Here is an 18,675-nt window from a genome sequence, read left to right on the forward strand (position 1 = left end):
GCATGGCAGCACCTGCCGTCATCGAGCTTGACAACTTGTGCAAAACGTATGGCGACCATCGGGCGGTTGACCATTTGTCGCTTTCGATTCAAAAAAGGGAAATTTTTGGCCTCCTTGGCCCGAACGGGGCGGGAAAGACGACGACGATTTTGATGATGCTCGGGCTCACCGAACCGACGTCCGGTTCGGTGAGGGTATGCGGGATCGATCCGGTGCGAAACCCGATTGAGGTGAAACGGAAAGTCGGGTACTTGCCGGATGATGTCGGCTTTTACCATCACATGACAGGCTTGGAGAACTTGTTGTATACGGCAGCGTTAAACGGCATTCCCCGCGCCGAGGCGGAAAAGCGGGCGTGGGAGCTGCTCGAGAAGGTGAATTTGACTGATGCGGCCCGCAAGAAAGCGGGGACATACTCGCGGGGAATGAGGCAGCGGCTCGGCTTGGCCGATGTGTTGATGAAGCGCCCGGAAGTGATCATTTTGGATGAGCCGACGTTGGGCATCGATCCTGAGGGAGTGCGAGAGCTGCTTCGCCTGATCCGCGATTTGAGCCGCCATGAAGGCATCACGGTCCTGCTGTCCTCGCACCAATTGCACCATGTGCAGCAAATTTGCGACCGAGTCGGCTTGTTCGTGGGCGGCCGATTGTTGGCCGAAGGGAATATCGAACGCCTGGCGCAACAGCTGTTTTTGCAGGATGCCTATGTCATCCATGTGGTCGCTTCACCGCTTGACGCTTCCTTACGGTCCAAAATCGAGGCGATTCCGGGCGTCAACAAAGTCGAGCAAACGGAAAATGGATGGGATGTGTATTGCCAGACGGATGTGAGCGCCGCCATCAGCCAGACGATCATCGAAGCCGGATCTTCGCTGTTCCATCTCAGCCGGCGGGATTTTGGACTTGATGAGATTTATCACCGCTATTTTGAAGGGAGGGATGTACGTGAGGGCGAGTAACGAAGGACGATGGGCAAACGATGTTTTTTCATATGTGAAAAGATGGAGCGAACGGCTGAAGGCGGGTGCGCTTGATGAGAAGAAACGGGCAAGAGGGGCAAACAGCGCCTTTTCGGCCATGGTCAAAAAAGAACTGGCCGATTATTTGACGAGTTGGCGCATGATCATTTTAATCGCCCTCATCTTGCTTACTTGCTTCGGCTCGCTGTATACGGCGATGACGACAATCCGGGACGCGTTGGATTCCTCGGAAGAGGCCAAGGAAATCGCGAAAGGCGCCTACTTGTTTCTAAAATTATTCACCGTCTCGGACGGAACGTTGCCTTCGTTTCTGACGTTTGTCAGCTTTCTCGGGCCGCTGCTCGGCATCGCCCTTGGATTTGACGCCATCAATTCGGAGCGGAATCGGGGGACGTTAAGCCGGCTCATGGCCCAGCCGATTCCGCGCGATTATGTGATCAATGGCAAGTTTGTCGCGGCTCTTTTATTGAACGCTGTGTTGTTTTTCTCTCTCGGTCTGCTTGTGACGGCATTGGGCATTTTGATCTTGGGGATTCCGCCTACTTTCGAAGAGTTTGCCCGCATGGTCTGCTTTTTGTTGTTATGTCTTGTGTATATCGCCTTTTGGCTGAATCTCGGCATTTTGTTTTCCGTCGTCTTCCGCCAGGCGGCGACATCCGCGTTGTCGTCGATGGCCGTTTGGCTGTTTTTCAATCTCTTCTACTCGATGATTGTGGAAGTGTTTGCGAAACCGTTTTTGCAGTCTGACGCCATTACGTCCGTCGAGCAGGCGGTCGGCCGTCAAGAGTTGGTGCTTGGTCTCATGAGATTGTCGCCGAGCTACTTGTTCAATGAATCAACAACCGCCTTGCTTTCGCCGGACGTCCGAACGCTAGGGATCGTCACGGTGGAGCAAACGGCCGGCGCTGTTGCGGCCCCCTTGCCATTCTCGCAAAGTTTGCTGCTTATTTGGCCGCAGGCGACCGCGCTCATTGCCGCCACTCTCATCTGCTTTGCGATCGCGTATTGGTTGTTTATGAGGCAGGAGATACGGGCGAGTGGGTGAGAAAACAAGTTGTTTGCCGTAGACGGGGCGGAAGAGATGTGTGCGCCCAACAGCGTTTCTTATCGTTCGTATGTGAAAAACGTTCTGCCAAATCGTGTCCGTTCCTTTTGGGGACGGGCTTTTTCTTTTTTTGGATGTGACAAAACCGTGACAACGCTTGTGGCAAAATGGTGACAACAGGCAAGAATGTGATCAACCTCACAAATCCGTTTCCTTCTCCTGCGTATGATGGAAGTACAAACAACGTCACAAATTTTGAAAGTTTGGGAGGGGCTTTTCATGAATAAACAAAAGGCGCTGCTGCCGATTACGACGTTCGCCATGATGTTTTCATTCGCTGTGTGGGCCGTGTTTTCGCCGCTTGCGAGTACGTTTCAACAAATGTACGGGCTGACATCGACGCAAAAAAGCATTTTGGTCGCCATTCCGGTGCTGCTTGGCTCGATCATGCGTTTGCCGCTTGGCATTTGGACGGACCAGATCGGCGGGCGCAGACTGTTTTCGCTGCTGCTCTTGTTTCTTGTCATTCCGCTTGTTGGCGCAGGGTTTGCAGATTCGTATGCGATGCTTCTGTTTTGGGCGTTTTTCATCGGCATGGCCGGAACGTCGTTCGCCATTTCGGTGACGTTCGTTTCCCGCTTGACTCCGCCGGAAAAGCAAGGGACGGCGCTTGGGATTAACGCGATGGGCAACTTCGGCACGGCGGTTGCTGCGTTTTCCGTTCCATCGATTGCCGCAGCGTTTGGTGTGCCTTGGGCTTTTTGGGGGATGATCATTCCGGTTGTCGTCATGCTCGTTCTCGTTTGGTTTTTCACACCGGATATGCCGAAACCGAAACAACAAAAAACGGTGCGTGAATCGCTGTCGGTATTGAAATATAAACATACGTGGACGTTGTCGCTCTTTTACTTCGTTACGTTCGGGGCGTTTGTCGCTTTTGGCATTTACTTGCCGTCGCTGCTCGTTGACTTGTATGGGTTGACGCCGGTGGATGCTGGGATGCGCGCGGCTGGGTTTACTGTACTCGCTACGCTTGCGCGGCCAGTCGGCGGCTATCTTGGCGATAAAATCGGCGCTGAACGGGTGTTGACGTTCGTCTACGCTGGAATGACAATCGGCGCGTTGGTGATCGCGTTTGGAATGGAAAATATTTGGGTGATGACAGCGGCTTGTTTGTTTGTGGCCGTGATGTCTGGGCTGGGCAACGGTGCGGTGTTCAAACTCGTGCCGCAGCTGTTCCCAGCCGAAACGGGCGCCGTCACCGGCCTTGTCGGGGCCTGGGGCGGACTTGGCGGCTTTTTTCCGCCGATTGTCATGGGGATCATGAAAGATGCAACAGGTTCGTACGTGCTCGGTTTTCTGCTCCTTAGCTTGTTTACCCTTATTTGCTTCTTGCTGAACCGGCTCGTATTTGGCAAAAAAGCCGGCGAACCGGCGAAGCGGTTCGCTTCTTGAATGGAATACCGTATAGAGAGGCTGAAAGCTTGTTCGCTTTTAGCCTCTTTTTTTATTTGGGCGTGTTTTTCTGTTATTCAATGTGAGTATGCGTTTCACTATTGTTACATGATTAAAATATATTGCTCATTATTTCACAAATCATTCAAACATGGCTGTCTGTTGGTGATACAAATCACCAGGGAAGAAGTGAAAATGCCGTACGTTAAAGGTGTAAATCAAATCATCTAAGGGGGGAGAACGATGAAACAAAGGATGTCTTCGTTATTGTCCGTCGCGTTAGCCGCTTCGCTTCTGGCCGCATGCAGCAACGGGGGAGGAGGAGAGGCAAAGGCGGAAAATAAAAACGGAACAGCGGCAACTACGCAACAGTCTGCTGCGAACATGTTAGCGGCGCATAAAGGAGTGAACCAAGCACCGGTGCCGTTGAAAATGGAGCGGATCGGTCTGCATGATGTCCGCGTCGAAATGACGGCGCAAATCACTGACATTGAAATTGACAAAGGGAAAACGCATTATACGGCAGTGAAAAGAAACAGAAGTGATTCGCATCACAACCGACAAGAAAAAAAGAGCGTCCGGCGTGCCGAGAACAACGGCCGGCCGGGCGCTTTTTTCATCAGTGTCCTGAGACGGCTCGATCCGTTTTGTTGTCCTTGGCGTTTTGCTCACTCAATGCAGCAAATATCCGCCGGGCAATCTTCACATTGGATTTCCGCTTTCAAATAGTTTAAATCATGAACCGTAATTTTCCCCCGCTTCATCGAGATAATCCCTTCCTGTTTTAAGGCGTTGAGCATCCGATTGACGCTTTCGCGCGTCGTGCCGCAAAAGTTGGCTAAATCTTGGTTTTTCAATGTGACATCAATAAAAATGCTTCCGTCCTCAAGCGGGACGCCATAACTGTTGCAAAGGCGGATGAGCGTTGAATAAAGCGCCCCTTTTTTGCCGTTCATAATTAAGTCGCGAAACTTCGTCTGCGTCCGCCGGGCATGCTTGCTGATCCAGCGCATATATTCAAGGGTAAGGGGCGGATTGATCAGCAGCTGCTGTTCCAGTTCCTCTTTGTTTATGACTGCCGCTTCGCCTGGCTCTATTACCTTGGCCGTCAACAAGTAGCGTGCATCGTTCGTAAACAGCGTCAATTCACCAACGATTTCCCCGCTTCCGCAAATGCGGAAGCACATTTCTTTTCCGTCCGGACAAATTTTGCTCACTTGCACTTTGCCGGAAAGGATCAAATACAGCTCATTGGCCGGCATCCCTTCTTGGAACAAAAAGGAGTGCTTGCGAAGTGGAATCACTTTTTTCGACGATTGCAACAAAGAACGTAAATGGGGAAAATATTCATTCACTGCAGCTTCCATCGATAGCACCTCCATTCATTCAGCTATTTCTATTGTAAAAATCATCACAGCGAGAGAGAGTGAAAAAAATCACCGGTTGCGACTTTCTCTGAGAGGCGTCACAATTTTTTCTAAATTGGTTTTTCCTTTTTCTATGTTACAATGTGAGTAGCATAGCATCACAGCATTCTACTGTTTGTTTTCGTATGGTAAAAGGGAGACGGAACAGAGAGAGGTTCGTCGATGGCAGAGTTTTGGTCACCGGTTTGGTTATCGATAAACGTATCGCTTCTTGCCGGCGTGATCGTCGCAATCCTTGGAACAGCGGCGGCGAGGTGGATGGCGCGCCGCCGGTTCCGCGGGAAGACGATCGTGGAGACGGTGTTTATGCTGCCGCTTGTATTACCGCCGTCGGTCGTCGGGTTTTTGCTCGTTGTCTTGTTTGGGCGTCATAGCCTAATCGGACAGCTGGTGGAAAGGTGGTTTCACACAACGATATTGTTTACGCCCGGCGCAGCGGTGATCGCGGCGGTTGTCGTGTCGTTTCCGCTCATGTATCAGGCGGCCAAAGCGGGGCTGGAGGCCGTCGACCCCGCCATTGAAGGAGCGGCGCGCATCGACGGGGCGAACGAGCGCCAAGTGTTTTGGCATATTTCGCTGCCGCTGGCCAAACACGCGTTATTCTCCGGAGCGGTGCTGTCGTTTGCCAGAAGCCTCGGGGAGTTCGGCGCAACGCTCATGTTTGCCGGAAACATCCCGGGAAAAACGCAGACGATTCCGACTGCCGTCTATATGGCGATGGAGTCGGGGCGGATGGAGTTGGCGTGGGCATGGGTGGCGGTCACGATTGGATTGTCGTTTAGTTTATTGTCTTGTGCGGCGAAACTAGGCCGTTGGCAGCGATAAGGAGAAGGCCGTTGGAATATCACGCGGCCCATGACATGGAAAGGAGGGAGCGCCATGGAAGAGCGCGACCGGGTGACGATCGCCGACCGCCTGTCCCGCCCGTTGCGCGATTTGCGGCTGTCGGTCATCGACCAATGCAATTTTCGCTGCGTCTACTGCATGCCCGCTGAAGTGTTCGGGCCGAATTTTCGCTTTTTGGCGGAAGACCAGCTGTTGACGGTTGAGGAAATGGCGCTTTTAGCGGAATGTTTCGTCGAGCTTGGCGTTGAAAAAATCCGCCTGACTGGCGGCGAGCCGCTGCTTCGGCGCGACCTCGATGCGCTCATTGAGCGGCTGTCCATGATTCCCGGCTTGCGGGACGTTGCCCTTACGACAAACGGCATCCATTTGGTGAAATGGGCGAAACGGCTGAAAGCGGCCGGGTTGAAGCGCGTCAACGTCAGTTTGGATGCGTTGGATGATGACATTTTCCGAAAAATGAACGGCATTGGCGTCGGCGTCACCCCGGTGTTAAAAGGCATCGAAGCCGCCCTGGCGGCGGGGCTCGGCGTGAAAGTGAACATGGTCGTCAAAAAAGGATGGAACGACTCGCAAATCGTGCCGATGGCGGCTTACTTTAAAGACTTGGGCATCCCGCTCCGCTTTATTGAATTCATGGATGTCGGCACGACGAACGGCTGGGATTACTCCCATGTCGTGACGAAAAAAGAGATGTACGAGCAAATCAACGCCATGCACCCGCTCGAGCCGGTCGAACACGAGTACTTCGGCGAGGTGGCGAGCCGCTACCGCTACGTGGGCACGGAGGTGGAAGTCGGCTTTATCGCCTCCGTGACGGAAACGTTTTGCCGGAGCTGCACGAGGGCGCGCATTTCCGCCGATGGCAAGCTGTATACGTGCCTCTTTGCCTCGAAAGGTGTGTCTTTGAAAGAAAAACTGCGCGCCGGGGCAGGGAAAGAGGAGCTGAAGGAGCTCATTACAGCCGTCTGGAACCGGCGGACGGACCGCTATTCGGAAGAACGGACAGCCGAAACGGCGAAACAACGGCCGAAAATTGAAATGTCGTATATTGGAGGGTGAAAAAAACGGGAGCGCTCTTTCCGTAGAAGAAGCGATCCCGTTTTTGGTTTATGTTTTCGGAAGTGCGAATCGGCGTCTTTCTTCCTTTAATTCTTCACCGCCGCCAACACGCGCGGGAAGAGGATGTTGTTTTCCAAATGGATGTGGGTGAACAAATCGTCTTCAAGCGCCGCGAGCCGGCTGTAGACGAGCCGGTACGTGCCGCATGCGTCTTCCGGCGGGGTGAAGTCGTTGGTGATGTCGCGAATGTCTTTGATGAGATCGCCAGCGGCGTCATGCTCATGGACGAGTTCGCGAACGGCCTGCTCGACCGCCTCCCGGTTTTCCGGCGACGGGTTGTCGGCAAATTGCAAAATGAGCGGGAACGCTCCCGTTTCCTCTTTAATGAGATGCTGCTCGAGTTCTGTTTTTAACTCATGAAACAGTTTATGCACGCGGGAAAGATGCGGATGGTGCATGCCGTGCACGCGCAACACTTTCGTGACATACGGGCTGAGCTGCGGCAGCTCCTCGTTCAAATAGCGGTGGTGCGTGTTGATGATATGCTCGACCAAGTCGGCTAGCGGAGCTTCACTCCAGTTTCCGGACGGCTTGTTTTGCGCTTCGTTATACAAGGTGTTCAGCTGGTGAAGGAGCGCTTCGCCGTCCAGTCCGCGCTCTTCGATGGCCTCTTTTAACGGGCGCTGCCCGCCGCAGCAAAAATCAATGCGCTGCGCTTTAAACAAATCCGCTGCTTTCGGAAAGACCGTGACAATATCACCAATTAACGATTGTTCGGTAAACTGCTGTTCCATTTCGGATCCCTCCATCACCAAATCGTTACAGCTTCAGCATACCTTGTTTTGGACGCCAACGTTGTGACACATCTCACACAAACGAAAAAAGTAGACAACAAGGAAATGTGATGAACATCACAACAGTGGCTCCCTTCTTTCCTGTACAATAAAACGGACGATATAAATTGGCTCTTCACCAAAAGTGGTACTTGATTTTTTCTGAACATACTCTATTTACGCTTGTGAGGGAAAATCAACAAATCAGTGATTTTTGCACATCTTTGTGCAGGAAACCGTATTGCTTGTCAAGTACATGTTGTGGTGAAGAGCCTATAAATTGTGAATGCGCTGCATAGAAGATGTGAACGGCCGAAAAAAGAGGAGGAGTCAGCATGTGGCTGCTGGCCAAGGCAAGCCGCTGGGAGGAAGAAAAAGATGATTTTGCAACATATTTATGATGCCAGCGTCGTTGATGAAAAATTGGCCAAAACCATTAAGCAGCTGCAAGATTGGAAATCATTGTGATAAAACGATAAAATGGGCTTAGTGAAGTGAATGAGGGAAAGAAAGGGGAGAACACCGTTGGTCGAAAGACGAACTCCCATTCCCGTAGCGGAAGCCATCGCCCGGGTGATGCGTTACGCTGGGAGAGGAGAAGAGGAGATCGTGCCGCTAAGGCAGTCGTACGGGCGCTATTTAGCCGAGGATTTGCTCGCCGATCATGACGTGCCGCCGTTTGACCGCTCGCCGTATGACGGATTTGCCATTCGCGCCGCGGATTCGGAAGGAGCGGGACTTGACCATCCGGTCGAGTTTGAAGTGATCGAAACGATTGGCGCCGGGCAAGTGGCGAAGCAGCCGGTCGGCCCGTTTCAAGCGGTGCGCCTGATGACCGGAGCGCAAATTCCGGAAGGGTGCGATGCCGTCGTCATGCTCGAGCTCGCCAAACAGTATGAGCGAGATGGAAAAACGTATATGTCGATTAAGCGCTCGTTCCGCCCTGGCGACAACATTTCATTTCAAGGGGAAGACGCGAAAAAAGGGCAGCTGCTTATCGAAAAAGGGACGCGCATCAATCCCGGGGTGGCGGCGCTCTTGGCGACGTTCGGCTACGCCGAAGTGAAGGTGGCGAAAAAGCCCCGGATTGGCATTTTTGCGACCGGCAGCGAACTGCTCGACGTCTCTGAACCGCTTGTGCCGGGAAAAATCCGCAACAGCAACGCCTACATGATCGAGGCGCAGGTGTTCAAAAGCGGCGCCGAGCCGGTTTATTTCGGTCAGCTTGCCGATGACCTGGACGCCTGCTTCGCCGCGGTGCGCGAGGCGCTCGATCAAGTGGACATGCTCATTACGACCGGCGGCGTCTCGGTCGGGGATTTCGATTATTTGCCCGCCATTTACGAGCGGCTCGGAGCGAACGTGTTGTTTAACAAAATCGCCATGCGCCCGGGAAGCGTGACGACCGTTGCGGAACGGGACGGCAAGCTGCTGTTCGGTCTATCCGGAAACCCGTCGGCGTGCTACGTCGGGTATGAGCTGTTCGTCCGCCCGGTCGTGCGCACGCGGCTGTTTTCGGCCAAGCCGTATTTGAAAAAAGCGAAAGCCACCCTTGGCGCCGAGTTTCCGAAGCCGAACCCGTTCACCCGCTTCGTGCGCAGCCGGGTCGAGGCGGTTGACGGTCGGCTTGTCGTGAAGCCGGTCGGCATGGACAAGTCGAACATCGTCACCTCGCTTGCCTTTGCGAACGCCTTAATGGTGCTGCCGGGCGGAACGAGAGGGTTTGCGGTTGGCGATGAGGTCGACGTGTGGCTTTTGAATGACGATGAGGGGTCAAGCGAATGAACGTCTGGCAAGTCGTCGGCTATAAACATAGCGGCAAGACGACGTTGATGGAAAAATGGGTGGCGGCCGCGGTCCGGGAAGGATGGCGCGTCGGGACGGTGAAGCATCACGGCCATGGCGGCGAGCCCGCGCGGCCGGAAGGCGTCGATTCCGTCCGCCACGAGCGGGCCGGGGCGGTGGCAACGGCGGTGGAAGGGGACGGGCTGTTGCAGCTGCATCTCCGCCGTCCGCTATGGCGGCTGGATGACGTGTTGGCGCTTTATGCGCCGCTTCAGCTCGATCTCGTGTTGGTTGAAGGCTACAAACAAGAGCGGCATCCGAAAGTCGTGCTTGTGCGCTCCGCGAAAGATTGGGCGTCGCTCCAGCACCTCGCCGACATCCGCGCCGTCATCGCCTGGGAGCCGCTTCCCGAACCGCTGTCACACCCGGTGTTTTTGCTGGCGGACGATGATGAATATATTCCATGGCTCATAAATGAGGTGAGAACGCGAACATGACAGAACCGTTGTTTGTCATTACCGACCGGCCGATTTCGGTCGAGGATGTGATGAAAAAAGTGATGCGTCCGGAAGCGGGGGCGGTCGCTGTCTTTGCCGGCACGGTGCGCGAATGGACGAACGGCAAGCGGACGCTCTTTTTGCGATATGAGGCGTATGTGTCGATGGCCGAGAAAATGCTCGCGCAAATCGGGGCGGAAATTGCGGAGAAATGGCCAGGGGCGAAAACCGCCATCACCCACCGGATCGGGCGGCTTAAGATCGGCGACATCGCCGTCGTCATCGCTGTTTCCTCGCCGCACCGCGCCGAAGCGTATGAGGCGAACCGCTATGCCATTGAGCGGATCAAGCAAATCGTGCCGATTTGGAAAAAAGAGCAATGGGAGGACGGAAGCGCCTGGGTGGGCGACCAGCTTGAAACAACGGCGTATCCGTCCGGAAAACCGGAGGTGAAAGAGGAATGATCCGCCTTTTATTTTTCGCGCATTTAGGCGAACAAATCGGTGAGCGGGAAGTGATGTGGCCGCACGTTCCGGAAACGGTGAAACAACTGAAAGACGAAGTGGAAGAGCGCTATGGCGTCTCGCTCGGGCGCGTCATGACAGCGGTTAACGAGGAGTATGTCCGCGACGAAGCGCCGCTTCACGCCGGCGACACGGTCGCCTTTATTCCACCGGTAAGCGGAGGATGAGACGGATGGCGAACAAAAGCAAATGGGTGATGCCAAAACAACACGGCGCCTGGGCGATGCTCATCATCCCGTTTTGGCTCGGAGCGTACGCCGGTGGGCTTTCGCGGATTCACGCGCCGCTCTTTGTCGCCTGGCTTGCGCTCTATTTGGCGACGTATCCGCTCTTGATGGCGGTGAAAACGAAGCGGAAAGAGCCGTACGTGCCCGCTGCCGTTCGCTATGGCGCCATCGCCGCGCCGGCCCTGGCCGTTTCCCTTTGGCAGCGGCCGACCCTTGTTCTCTTCGGATTGGCGATGATCCCGTTTTTCCTAGTAAACACCTACTACAGCAAGAAAAAGAATGAGCGCGCCTTTTGGAATGATGCAGCGGCCATCGCGGCGTTTTGCATCGGCGGCCTCGCCGCCTTTTACGCCGGACGCGGGGAATTGACGGTGGAGGCGTTCGAATTGGCCGCGTTTTCCTTCCTCTTTTTCATCGGCAGCACGTTTTACGTCAAGACGATGATTCGGGAAAAGAAAAATGAACGGTACAAATGGCTGTCATGGGGCTACCACGCCTTGTTGATCGTCGGCCTCATCGCCATCGGCGAGCCGTTCGCTGTTTTGGCCTACGCCCCGAGCGTCATTCGCGCCGTCTACTTATACGGCAAGTCGCTGCCGATCATGAAACTCGGCATGCTGGAAATCGCCAACGCGGCGTACTTTTTCATCGCGATGATCGTGCTCTACTCTTGAGCGAACCCCAAACGGGAGGCATCCATGACCGTTTGGGGTTTTTTCTTTTGGTTAGGCGGTATTGCTTTTTCACTGCACAAGCATGATGTGAAATGGGCATGAATTCCTTGTAACGGTTTTGCAAAGGGTCGTTTCAAAAGCCTACCTCTTCTTCTATGCTCGTTCTCAAATAAATAAAAATTAGAACATGTCGATTCACTTCAAGTAGACATTCGCTAAGTGTTCGGCTTCCCAGTGGTTCGCGTGGAAGTCACTCAACATGAGTGGGAAATCAATTGTTTTCAATATTCTGGCAATCCTAGTGGTGTCGAAAGCCCTTACGAGACTTCCTTAATGTTGATTTCACCGCTAACATTATGGCCAGGATCTCGTCAGTGCTTTCTCTTTTGTCACTAAATCACAAAATTTGGTGATGAGCCAAAAAACAACTCGATAAAGCTTAAAAATCTTACTTTATGCGACAAAGAAACAAACAATTCAAATTTTTATTGACAATTTTAGTAAAGGCGAAATATAATCTAATTGTATCTCAAAGCGGGAACAAGGTGATTGAAATAACAGACCTAGAATTTCTTAAAAGATTAGAAACTTCTGTTCCTGGACCAAAAGGGAAAAAACTAGTTGGGGTTTCAATCGCATACACTCAAGCACAAGAGTCATCCCTTCCAGGGGATCGTCCTGTGGTGACTCCACAATTAGGAACGGGTTATTATCTAAAAAACATTACTACTAGTGAAGCATGTGGAACAGAAATAATAAGACAATCTACTTTTAAAGGACCATCAACAGCTACCATGTCTATAAAACAAGGGGTTTCTGCCACATGGTCATCGAACACAAATATAAGCGCTGAAACAGTTTCGGCAGCGTTGGGATTTAACGTAACAAAATCTTATGAAGTTACAGACACTTATCAAATTCAAGTTCCAGCAGGAAAAACCTATACCATAATAGCTAGACCGTATTACAAAGTTTATAACTTTGAAGTTTGGTACGACCCACTTATTGGATGGGATTCTAAAGTAGGGTATGGATATGCCGCTAAGCCTGTAGGGGTATGTTTTTATTACTATGAGTAATGTTCTGTGTTCTGTTATTTATAGTAATATTGAAGCAAGTTTCCTGATGGAACTTGCTTCTGTTTTTGTGTTTCGTTTAAGCATAACGGATAGTCATAAAAAGGAGGATGCAAAATGAATATTTTAAAAAGCCCAAACAAAATGAAGTTTGTTTCACTCGTTCTTTCTCTCATCGGATTGTGGTTGATGTTAAATAGTCCTGAATTAGGGAGTCGTTCTGCTTCATCGTGGGTTCGATCCATGGGGGGATCTGTGGATTCTCAAGAATATTTGCAAATGTTAAAAGAATATATAAGCACTTATAAAACGATGGGGGGGATTTTTTTATTTGTGGGCTTGTTTTCTTTTCTTAACAATCATCATCAGTAAACATCGTATTTGCCTGCAGGGCAACGAGAGGTCTGTATTTGCGCATTTTTTGTTATCTTTTTTAACATCTTTTCGAAAGAAGTCTCCCACCGCAAGGAACGCGAAGGGTGTAACTCAGTGAGTAGGTGGGAGATGAATGTCGTTTGGCGTTAGCCAACGAATAGGATAGAATATGGTTAGAACGGACACCTTCCGAACGAAGGGAAGCGTAAAGGGTTCTTGTGTGTGGCTTACCGTTCGGCGAACGCACACAAGTCGCTTGAAGCCCCCACCTCTCAGCGAAGCGTAGGTGGTGGGTAGTTCACTGGAGACGATGGCCGTCTGAGTTGGATGGATCGGGATATGGTGAAGTAAGGTGCGGTGTGAATGATTGCTCCGAAAAGAGCAAAAGGGGCTGACTCAAAAGCCCCCCTTTTTGGTGAAATTTAACCGAAGTATGTGAAAAAGACCACCTCTGAAACCCTTGGTTTTACCGGGTTTTTCGTGGTGGCCTGTTTTTCCATGTCGCCCTAAATAGGAACATTACCGCTCTTTTCGGTCAGCTCCTTTTTTTGCCGCACCCGCCCGTCAGTCAATGCGGCACAGCTCGGGCGGGCAGCCTTCGCAGGCGATTTCGTCGCGCAAGTATTGCAAGTTGTGGACGCAAATTTTTCCTTTTTCCACGGAGATGACGCCTTTTTTCCGCAAATCGCCGAGCATGCGGTTGACGACTTCGCGGGCGGTGCCGCAAAAGTTGGCGAGCTCTTGGTTCGTCAGCGGCACGTCGATCAAAATGCCGTCTTCTTTCATGACGCCGTAGCTGTTGCACAAACGGATGAGCGTTGAATAGAGCGCTCCTTTTTTGCCGTGTAAAATCAAGTCGCGGAACTTCGTCTGCGTTTTGCGGAAATGGAGGCTCATCCATTTCATGAACTCGATCGCCAACGTCGGATTGTTGGCGAGCTCTTGTTCAAGCCTTTCGCGCGGAATGGCGGAAACGACGCCGTCTTCCAGCACTTTCGCCGTCAGCATGTAGCGGGCGCCAGGGCAAAACAGCGTCAGCTCGCCGATCAAATCTCCTTGGCTGCAAATGCGCAGCGTGAGCTCCCGTCCGTCCATATCCATTTTGCTGATTTGGATTTTCCCCGATTGGATATAGTAAATATCGTCTGCTTTTTCCCCTTCTTGAAACAAGTACGTTCCCTTCTCAAGGCGAAGATCGCGCCCAAGCGATGTAAGCCACTTCTGCCATTCACGAGATTCAATCTCGTTCATCCGATCACAACCTTACGTAAAATGTATCGCTATCTAAAAGTGTACAGGAAAAAAGAGGGAAGTCAATATAAGGATAGTGGAAAGATTGAAAACTTGTTGAACATCGGTGGAATCGTTTGTGAAAGTCTTTGCATCCCAAGAACATGAGGGCGATGGAGTCAAGGATGCACCTTGGCTGCCGGGACAAATCGGTATTCGTTTCTCATAGACAGAGGGAGGGGCAAGAAAAAAAATCCTCAAAAATTATTAAATATACATTTGATTTTATTTTTATACAGTATTATAATGAGAACTACATGAGGCATACGGGTGAGGGGGAACATGATGAACGTAGCCATTATCGGGGCGACGGGGTACAGCGGCGCGGAGTTGTTCCGCTTGCTATACGGGCATCCGCATGTGAGCCGTTGCGACGTTTTCTCGTCGTCGCAGGACGGGGTTCATGTATCGGAAAGTTTCCCGCACGTCGGTTCGGTCGATGGTGCGGTGTTGCATAAACTTGAAATCGAGGCGCTTGCCAAGTATGACGCGGTCTTTTTCGCCACGCCGCCCGGGGTGTCGGGGGAGTGGGCGCCGGCGCTCGTGGATCGGGGAGTGAAAGTGATCGATTTATCCGGGGATTTCCGGTTGAAAGACGGCGCGGTGTACGCACAATGGTATGGGCGCGAGGCGGCGCCAGCTGCGTATTTAGAGCGGGCGGTGTACGGATTGACCGAGTGGAACCGCGAGGCGGTGCGCGAGGCCGTGCTCCTATCCAACCCGGGCTGCTATCCGACAGCGACGCTGCTTGGCTTGGCGCCGCTTGTCAAAGAAGGATTAATTAAGGAAGACTCGATCATCGTGGACGCCAAATCGGGCGTATCGGGCGCGGGGCGGAAAGCCGGGCTTGGGACGCATTTTTCCGAAGTGAACGAAAACGTGAAAATTTATAAAGTGAACGTCCATCAGCACATTCCGGAAATTGAGCAAACGCTGCAAACGTGGAATGAAGCGATGGAGCCGATTACGTTCAGCACCCATTTGATTCCGATGACACGGGGCATTATGGCGACGATCTATGCGAAGGCGAAACAACCGATTTCGCCAAACGACTTGGTAGATTTATATAAAACAAGTTATGAAGGTTCGCCGTTTGTCCGCATCCGTCAACTTGGACAGTTTCCAGCGACAAAAGAAGTGTACGGCTCAAATTATTGCGACATCGGCCTCGCCTACGATGAACGGACGGGACGGGTGACGGTCGTGTCGGTGATCGACAACTTGATGAAAGGCGCTGCCGGGCAGGCGGTGCAAAACTTCAACTTGATGATGGGTTGGGATGAGGAGGAGGGCCTCCGATCCTTGCCGATCTATCCGTGAGGGAAGGGGAACGAACAATGACAGCAACGAAACAAACGGCGCAAGTAACGGCGGTCGCCGATGGAACGGTCGTCACGCCGAAGGGATTTCAAGCAGCTGGGGTGCACGCCGGGCTGCGCTATTCGAAAAACGATTTAGGGGTTATTCTATGCGACGTGCCGGCTTCGGCGGCGGCGGTGTATACGCAAAGCCATTTCCAGGCGGCGCCGCTCAAAGTGACGCAGGCGAGCCTCGCTGTAGAACAAAAATTGCAGGCGGTCATCGTCAACAGCGCATGCGCGAACGCCTGCACCGGCGAGCAGGGGCTCAAGGACGCCTATGAAATGCGCGAGCTGTGCGCGAAACAGTTTGGCCTGGCGCTGCACCATGTGGCTGTCGCTTCAACGGGCGTGATCGGGGAATATTTGCCGATGGAAAAAATTCGCGCGGGCATCGAAAAGCTTGTTCCAGGGGCGACGATGGCGGATGCGGAGGCGTTTCAAACGGCGATTTTAACGACGGATACGGTGATGAAGCACGCCTGTTACCAAACGACCGTCGATGGGAAAACGGTCACCGTCGGCGGGGCGGCGAAAGGATCGGGGATGATCCATCCGAACATGGCGACGATGCTCGCGTTCATTACGACCGATGCGAATATTTCATCGACGGTGCTGCACGCGGCTCTGCGAGCGGCTACGGACGTTTCGTTTAACCAAATTACGGTTGATGGCGATACGTCGACGAATGACATGGTTGTGGTGATGGCAAGCGGTCTTGCTGGAAATGATGAGCTGACACCGAATCATCCGGATTGGGGGAACTTTTACGAGGCGCTGCGGAAAACGTGCGAAGACTTGGCGAAGCAAATCGCCAGAGACGGCGAGGGGGCGACGAAGCTCATTGAAGTGCGCGTGCGCGGCGCGAAAACGGATGAGGAAGCGAAAAAAATCGCCAAGCAAATCGTCGGCTCCAACTTAGTGAAAACGGCCGTTTACGGCGCGGATGCCAACTGGGGGCGGATCATCGGCGCGATCGGCTATGCGGACGCTGACGTTGATCCGGACAATGTTGATGTCGCGATCGGGCCGATTGTGATGCTGAAAGGAAGCGAGCCGCAGCCGTTCTCGGAAGAAGAAGCGACGGCGTATTTGCAACAAGAGACGGTCGTCATTGAGGTGGATTTGCACTTGGGCGATGGCTTCGGCGTCGCGTGGGGCTGCGACTTGACGTACGATTATGTGAAAATCAACGCCAGCTATCGGACGTAAGGAGAGAGAACGATGGGGAAAACGGTCGTCATCAAATGCGGCGGCAGCGTGCTCGATGAGCTGTCTCCCGCCTTTTTTGCCAGCGTGAACATGATGCGGGAACAAGGGATGGATGTCGTCATCGTCCACGGCGGCGGGCCGGAAATCGGGCAAATGTTGAAAAAACTGGCGGTGCCGAGCGAGTTTGTCAACGGCTTGCGGAAAACGACGAAAGAGGTGCTTGCCGTTGTGGAAATGGTGCTCTCCGGCAAAGTGAACAAACAGCTTGTGGTGATGCTCAGGCAGAACGGCTTGCCGGCGGTCGGCGTTTCCGGCGTGGACGGGGGGCTGCTCGAAGCGGAACCGATTGACTTTGCTAAACTTGGCTATGTCGGCCGTGTGAAAACGGTTCGCTCCCGTCTTTTGCGCACGCTGCTTGCGGCGGGCTACATTCCGGTCGTTTCGCCGCTTGGCATCGACCAAAACGGGCAAACATACAACATTAACGCCGACACGGCGGCTGGGGCGGTCGCGGCCGCCATTGGCGCCAGCCAGCTCGCGTTTGTGACGAACGTGCCCGGAATTTTGCGAGACGGCGCGCTCGTGGCCGAGGCGACGGCGGAAACGATTGAACGACTGATCGAAGACGGCGTCATCACGGGCGGGATGATTCCGAAAGTGAAAGCGGCGCTGTCCGCCCTGTCCGATGCGCTGCCCGAGGTGATGATCGTCAGCGGCAAAACGACGTTTTACCAGAACGGAACATGGCACGGCACAACGATTCGCAAAGAAGTGGGGGTATATTTATGAGCGCGCTGTTTCCGACATACAACCGTTGGAAGATCGCCGTCCAAGCCGCGGAAGGGACGGTTGTGACCGATGTAAACGGAAAACAATATCTCGATTTTGTTTCCGGCATTGCCGTTTGCAATCTCGGCCATCGTCATCCGCACGTGCAAAAGGCGATTGAACAACAGCTGAATCAATATTGGCACGTATCGAACTTGTTTACAATTCCGATTCAGGAAGAAGTTGCTTCTCTTCTCGCCGCCCACAGCGCCGGCGACTGCGTCTTTTTCTGCAATAGCGGAGCCGAGGCGAACGAAGCGGCGCTGAAGCTGGCGCGCAAACATACCGGACGACACAAAGTGATCACGTTTTCCCAATCGTTTCACGGACGGACGTTCGCGACGATGGCGGCGACCGGGCAGGAGAAAGTGCATAGCGGTTTTGGTCCACTGCTTCCCGAATTCATTCACTTGCCGCTGAATGATGTCGACGCTCTCAAGCAGGCAATGAACAAAGAAGTGGCCGCGGTGATGCTTGAGGTCGTCCAAGGGGAAGGGGGGGTCCGCCCGGTGGATCCGGCGTTTTTGCAAGCAGCGGCCGAGCTATGCCAAACATACGGCGCGCTCCTGATCATTGACGAAGTGCAAACCGGCATCGGCCGGACCGGAAAGCCGTTTGCTTATCAGCATTTCGACGTGGAGCCCGACATCATCACCGTGGCGAAAGGACTTGGAAGCGGCATTCCGGTTGGGGCGATGATCGGCAAAGCGTTTTTGAAAGAGTCGTTTGGGCCTGGCGTGCACGGGTCGACGTTTGGCGGCAACCCGATCGCGATGGCCGCTGCCAAGGCGACGTTAGAAGTGGTGTTCGATCCGGCGTTTTTGCAAGAGGTGCAAGAAAAGGGGAGCTACTTGCTCGGACGGTTAAACGAGGCGCTCGCCCCGCTTGACATCGTCAAGGACGTGCGCGGGCTCGGGCTGCTTGTCGGGGTCGAGTGCCAAACGGACGTCGCGCCGCTGTTGCCATTGATTCATGAAAACGGCTTGCTTGTCCTCTCGGCGGGGCCGAAGGTGATCCGCCTGCTGCCGCCGCTTGTCGTGACGAAAGCGGAAATCGATGAAGCGGTGGACATTTTAACAAACGTGTTGAACAACGCCAACGCCTCAGCCGTCTTGTAAACGGACGGCCGACGGCTTAATTTTTATTCCTGTTCATGCATAAAAATTCTTAAACGGTTATAAAAA

At 53.1% G+C, this 18,675-nt stretch carries 20 protein-coding genes; 17 read left to right on the forward strand and 3 right to left on the reverse strand.

Translation table 11 applies throughout. From position 1 onward, the window contains the following. Positions 1 to 2: 2 nt before the first annotated feature. The 4 genes from GZ1_RS03515 (at position 3) to GZ1_RS19525 (ending at position 4,209) form a co-directional block, all read left to right on the forward strand. Positions 3 to 959 (forward strand): ABC transporter ATP-binding protein, encoded by a 957-nt coding sequence (locus tag GZ1_RS03515; protein ID WP_060787875.1) that lies wholly within the window; start codon positions 3 to 5, stop codon positions 957 to 959. Continuing rightward, positions 946 to 2,025, forward strand: coding sequence for an ABC transporter permease (locus GZ1_RS03520; RefSeq protein WP_060787876.1), 1,080 nt, complete (start codon positions 946 to 948; stop codon positions 2,023 to 2,025). The genes GZ1_RS03515 and GZ1_RS03520 overlap by 14 nt, the downstream gene beginning before the upstream one ends. 279 nt (positions 2,026 to 2,304) lie before the next feature. Then, on the forward strand, positions 2,305 to 3,480 hold the full coding sequence (locus tag GZ1_RS03525; protein WP_060787877.1) for an MFS transporter: 1,176 nt from the start codon (positions 2,305 to 2,307) through the stop codon (positions 3,478 to 3,480). Between the two features lie 243 nt (positions 3,481 to 3,723). Further along, the gene (locus GZ1_RS19525) at positions 3,724 to 4,209 is read left to right on the forward strand and encodes a hypothetical protein (protein WP_060787878.1); all 486 of its coding nucleotides are present in this window, start codon (positions 3,724 to 3,726) and stop codon (positions 4,207 to 4,209) included. Here GZ1_RS19525 and GZ1_RS03535 read toward each other — a convergent pair. After that, entirely contained in the window at positions 4,149 to 4,847 is a 699-nt protein-coding gene (locus tag GZ1_RS03535) for a Crp/Fnr family transcriptional regulator (protein WP_060787879.1), read from the reverse strand. The genes GZ1_RS19525 and GZ1_RS03535 overlap by 61 nt on opposite strands. Positions 4,848 to 5,069: 222 nt before the next feature. Between GZ1_RS03535 and modB the strand changes: the two genes are divergently transcribed. Together modB and moaA are read left to right on the forward strand one after the other, a co-directional pair. Continuing rightward, on the forward strand, positions 5,070 to 5,732 hold the full coding sequence (modB, locus tag GZ1_RS03540) for a molybdate ABC transporter permease subunit (protein WP_060787880.1): 663 nt from the start codon (positions 5,070 to 5,072) through the stop codon (positions 5,730 to 5,732). A gap of 54 nt (positions 5,733 to 5,786) precedes the next feature. Next, positions 5,787 to 6,812 carry a GTP 3',8-cyclase MoaA gene (gene moaA / locus GZ1_RS03545; RefSeq protein WP_060787881.1) on the forward strand — a complete coding sequence of 342 codons (1,026 nt, stop codon included), beginning with the start codon at positions 5,787 to 5,789 and terminating at the stop codon, positions 6,810 to 6,812. Between the two features lie 86 nt (positions 6,813 to 6,898). On the opposite strand, the gene ric is transcribed toward moaA, so the two are convergent. Further along, the gene (gene ric, locus GZ1_RS03550; protein ID WP_060787882.1) at positions 6,899 to 7,606 is read right to left on the reverse strand and encodes an iron-sulfur cluster repair di-iron protein; all 708 of its coding nucleotides are present in this window, start codon (positions 7,604 to 7,606) and stop codon (positions 6,899 to 6,901) included. Positions 7,607 to 8,170: 564 nt separating this feature from the next. On the opposite strand from ric, the gene GZ1_RS03555 reads away from it, so the two are divergent. The 7 genes from GZ1_RS03555 (at position 8,171) to GZ1_RS03580 (ending at position 12,800) form a co-directional block, all read left to right on the forward strand. Continuing rightward, positions 8,171 to 9,430: a molybdopterin molybdotransferase MoeA gene (locus GZ1_RS03555; RefSeq protein WP_060787883.1), complete on the forward strand. Its 1,260-nt coding sequence runs from the start codon at positions 8,171 to 8,173 to the stop codon at positions 9,428 to 9,430. After that, the gene (gene mobB / locus GZ1_RS03560; protein ID WP_060787884.1) at positions 9,427 to 9,927 is read left to right on the forward strand and encodes a molybdopterin-guanine dinucleotide biosynthesis protein B; all 501 of its coding nucleotides are present in this window, start codon (positions 9,427 to 9,429) and stop codon (positions 9,925 to 9,927) included. The genes GZ1_RS03555 and mobB overlap by 4 nt, the downstream gene beginning before the upstream one ends. Further along, a complete protein-coding gene (locus tag GZ1_RS03565) occupies positions 9,924 to 10,391 on the forward strand; it encodes a molybdenum cofactor biosynthesis protein MoaE (protein ID WP_060787885.1) in 468 nt (155 codons plus the stop codon). Before mobB ends, GZ1_RS03565 begins: the two co-directional genes overlap by 4 nt. Next, positions 10,388 to 10,618: a molybdopterin converting factor subunit 1 gene (moaD, locus tag GZ1_RS03570; RefSeq protein ID WP_060787886.1), complete on the forward strand. Its 231-nt coding sequence runs from the start codon at positions 10,388 to 10,390 to the stop codon at positions 10,616 to 10,618. Before GZ1_RS03565 ends, moaD begins: the two co-directional genes overlap by 4 nt. A gap of 5 nt (positions 10,619 to 10,623) precedes the next feature. Continuing rightward, positions 10,624 to 11,352, forward strand: a complete 729-nt coding sequence (locus GZ1_RS03575; protein WP_060787887.1) for a YwiC-like family protein — start codon at positions 10,624 to 10,626, stop codon at positions 11,350 to 11,352. A 545-nt stretch (positions 11,353 to 11,897) separates the two neighbouring features. Beyond that, positions 11,898 to 12,431, forward strand: coding sequence for a DUF6426 family protein (locus tag GZ1_RS18005; RefSeq protein ID WP_255211268.1), 534 nt, complete (start codon positions 11,898 to 11,900; stop codon positions 12,429 to 12,431). Between the two features lie 114 nt (positions 12,432 to 12,545). Beyond that, positions 12,546 to 12,800: a hypothetical protein gene (locus GZ1_RS03580; protein ID WP_060787888.1), complete on the forward strand. Its 255-nt coding sequence runs from the start codon at positions 12,546 to 12,548 to the stop codon at positions 12,798 to 12,800. A 567-nt stretch (positions 12,801 to 13,367) separates the two neighbouring features. On the opposite strand, the gene GZ1_RS03585 is transcribed toward GZ1_RS03580, so the two are convergent. After that, a complete protein-coding gene (locus GZ1_RS03585; protein ID WP_060787889.1) occupies positions 13,368 to 14,054 on the reverse strand; it encodes a Crp/Fnr family transcriptional regulator in 687 nt (228 codons plus the stop codon). Positions 14,055 to 14,378: 324 nt separating this feature from the next. Here GZ1_RS03585 and argC point away from each other — a divergent pair, with 324 nt between their 5' ends. The 4 genes from argC to argD are packed head-to-tail and all read left to right on the forward strand — an operon-like array spanning position 14,379 to position 18,609. After that, positions 14,379 to 15,413 (forward strand): N-acetyl-gamma-glutamyl-phosphate reductase, encoded by a 1,035-nt coding sequence (gene argC, locus GZ1_RS03590; RefSeq protein WP_060787890.1) that lies wholly within the window; start codon positions 14,379 to 14,381, stop codon positions 15,411 to 15,413. Positions 15,414 to 15,430: 17 nt separating this feature from the next. After that, positions 15,431 to 16,663, forward strand: coding sequence for a bifunctional ornithine acetyltransferase/N-acetylglutamate synthase (argJ, locus tag GZ1_RS03595; RefSeq protein WP_060787891.1), 1,233 nt, complete (start codon positions 15,431 to 15,433; stop codon positions 16,661 to 16,663). A gap of 12 nt (positions 16,664 to 16,675) precedes the next feature. Next, positions 16,676 to 17,452, forward strand: coding sequence for an acetylglutamate kinase (argB, locus tag GZ1_RS03600; protein WP_060787892.1), 777 nt, complete (start codon positions 16,676 to 16,678; stop codon positions 17,450 to 17,452). Continuing rightward, positions 17,449 to 18,609 carry an acetylornithine transaminase gene (gene argD, locus GZ1_RS03605; RefSeq protein ID WP_060787893.1) on the forward strand — a complete coding sequence of 387 codons (1,161 nt, stop codon included), beginning with the start codon at positions 17,449 to 17,451 and terminating at the stop codon, positions 18,607 to 18,609. The genes argB and argD overlap by 4 nt, the downstream gene beginning before the upstream one ends. The last annotated feature ends 66 nt before the right edge of the window (positions 18,610 to 18,675 follow it).

This window comes from Geobacillus zalihae NBRC 101842 (assembly GCF_001544135.1).
Taxonomy (GTDB): domain Bacteria; phylum Bacillota; class Bacilli; order Bacillales; family Anoxybacillaceae; genus Geobacillus; species Geobacillus zalihae.

Excerpts from the sequence above, each read along its gene's own strand:
- GZ1_RS03585 (WP_060787889.1), bottom strand. The coding sequence starts at position 14,054 with ATGAACGAGATTGAATCTCGTGAATGGCAGAAGTGGCTTACATCGCTT.
- argC (WP_060787890.1), top strand. The coding sequence starts at position 14,379 with ATGAACGTAGCCATTATCGGGGCGACGGGGTACAGCGGCGCGGAGTTG.
- modB (WP_060787880.1), top strand. The coding sequence starts at position 5,070 with ATGGCAGAGTTTTGGTCACCGGTTTGGTTATCGATAAACGTATCGCTT.
- GZ1_RS03525 (WP_060787877.1), top strand. The coding sequence starts at position 2,305 with ATGAATAAACAAAAGGCGCTGCTGCCGATTACGACGTTCGCCATGATG.
- GZ1_RS03565 (WP_060787885.1), top strand. The coding sequence starts at position 9,924 with ATGACAGAACCGTTGTTTGTCATTACCGACCGGCCGATTTCGGTCGAG.
- moaA (WP_060787881.1), top strand. The coding sequence starts at position 5,787 with ATGGAAGAGCGCGACCGGGTGACGATCGCCGACCGCCTGTCCCGCCCG.
- GZ1_RS03580 (WP_060787888.1), top strand. The coding sequence starts at position 12,546 with ATGAATATTTTAAAAAGCCCAAACAAAATGAAGTTTGTTTCACTCGTT.
- argJ (WP_060787891.1), top strand. The coding sequence starts at position 15,431 with ATGACAGCAACGAAACAAACGGCGCAAGTAACGGCGGTCGCCGATGGA.
- argB (WP_060787892.1), top strand. The coding sequence starts at position 16,676 with ATGGGGAAAACGGTCGTCATCAAATGCGGCGGCAGCGTGCTCGATGAG.
- moaD (WP_060787886.1), top strand. The coding sequence starts at position 10,388 with ATGATCCGCCTTTTATTTTTCGCGCATTTAGGCGAACAAATCGGTGAG.
- argD (WP_060787893.1), top strand. The coding sequence starts at position 17,449 with ATGAGCGCGCTGTTTCCGACATACAACCGTTGGAAGATCGCCGTCCAA.
- GZ1_RS03515 (WP_060787875.1), top strand. The coding sequence starts at position 3 with ATGGCAGCACCTGCCGTCATCGAGCTTGACAACTTGTGCAAAACGTAT.
- mobB (WP_060787884.1), top strand. The coding sequence starts at position 9,427 with ATGAACGTCTGGCAAGTCGTCGGCTATAAACATAGCGGCAAGACGACG.
- GZ1_RS19525 (WP_060787878.1), top strand. The coding sequence starts at position 3,724 with ATGAAACAAAGGATGTCTTCGTTATTGTCCGTCGCGTTAGCCGCTTCG.
- ric (WP_060787882.1), bottom strand. The coding sequence starts at position 7,606 with ATGGAACAGCAGTTTACCGAACAATCGTTAATTGGTGATATTGTCACG.
- GZ1_RS03535 (WP_060787879.1), bottom strand. The coding sequence starts at position 4,847 with ATGGAAGCTGCAGTGAATGAATATTTTCCCCATTTACGTTCTTTGTTG.
- GZ1_RS03575 (WP_060787887.1), top strand. The coding sequence starts at position 10,624 with ATGGCGAACAAAAGCAAATGGGTGATGCCAAAACAACACGGCGCCTGG.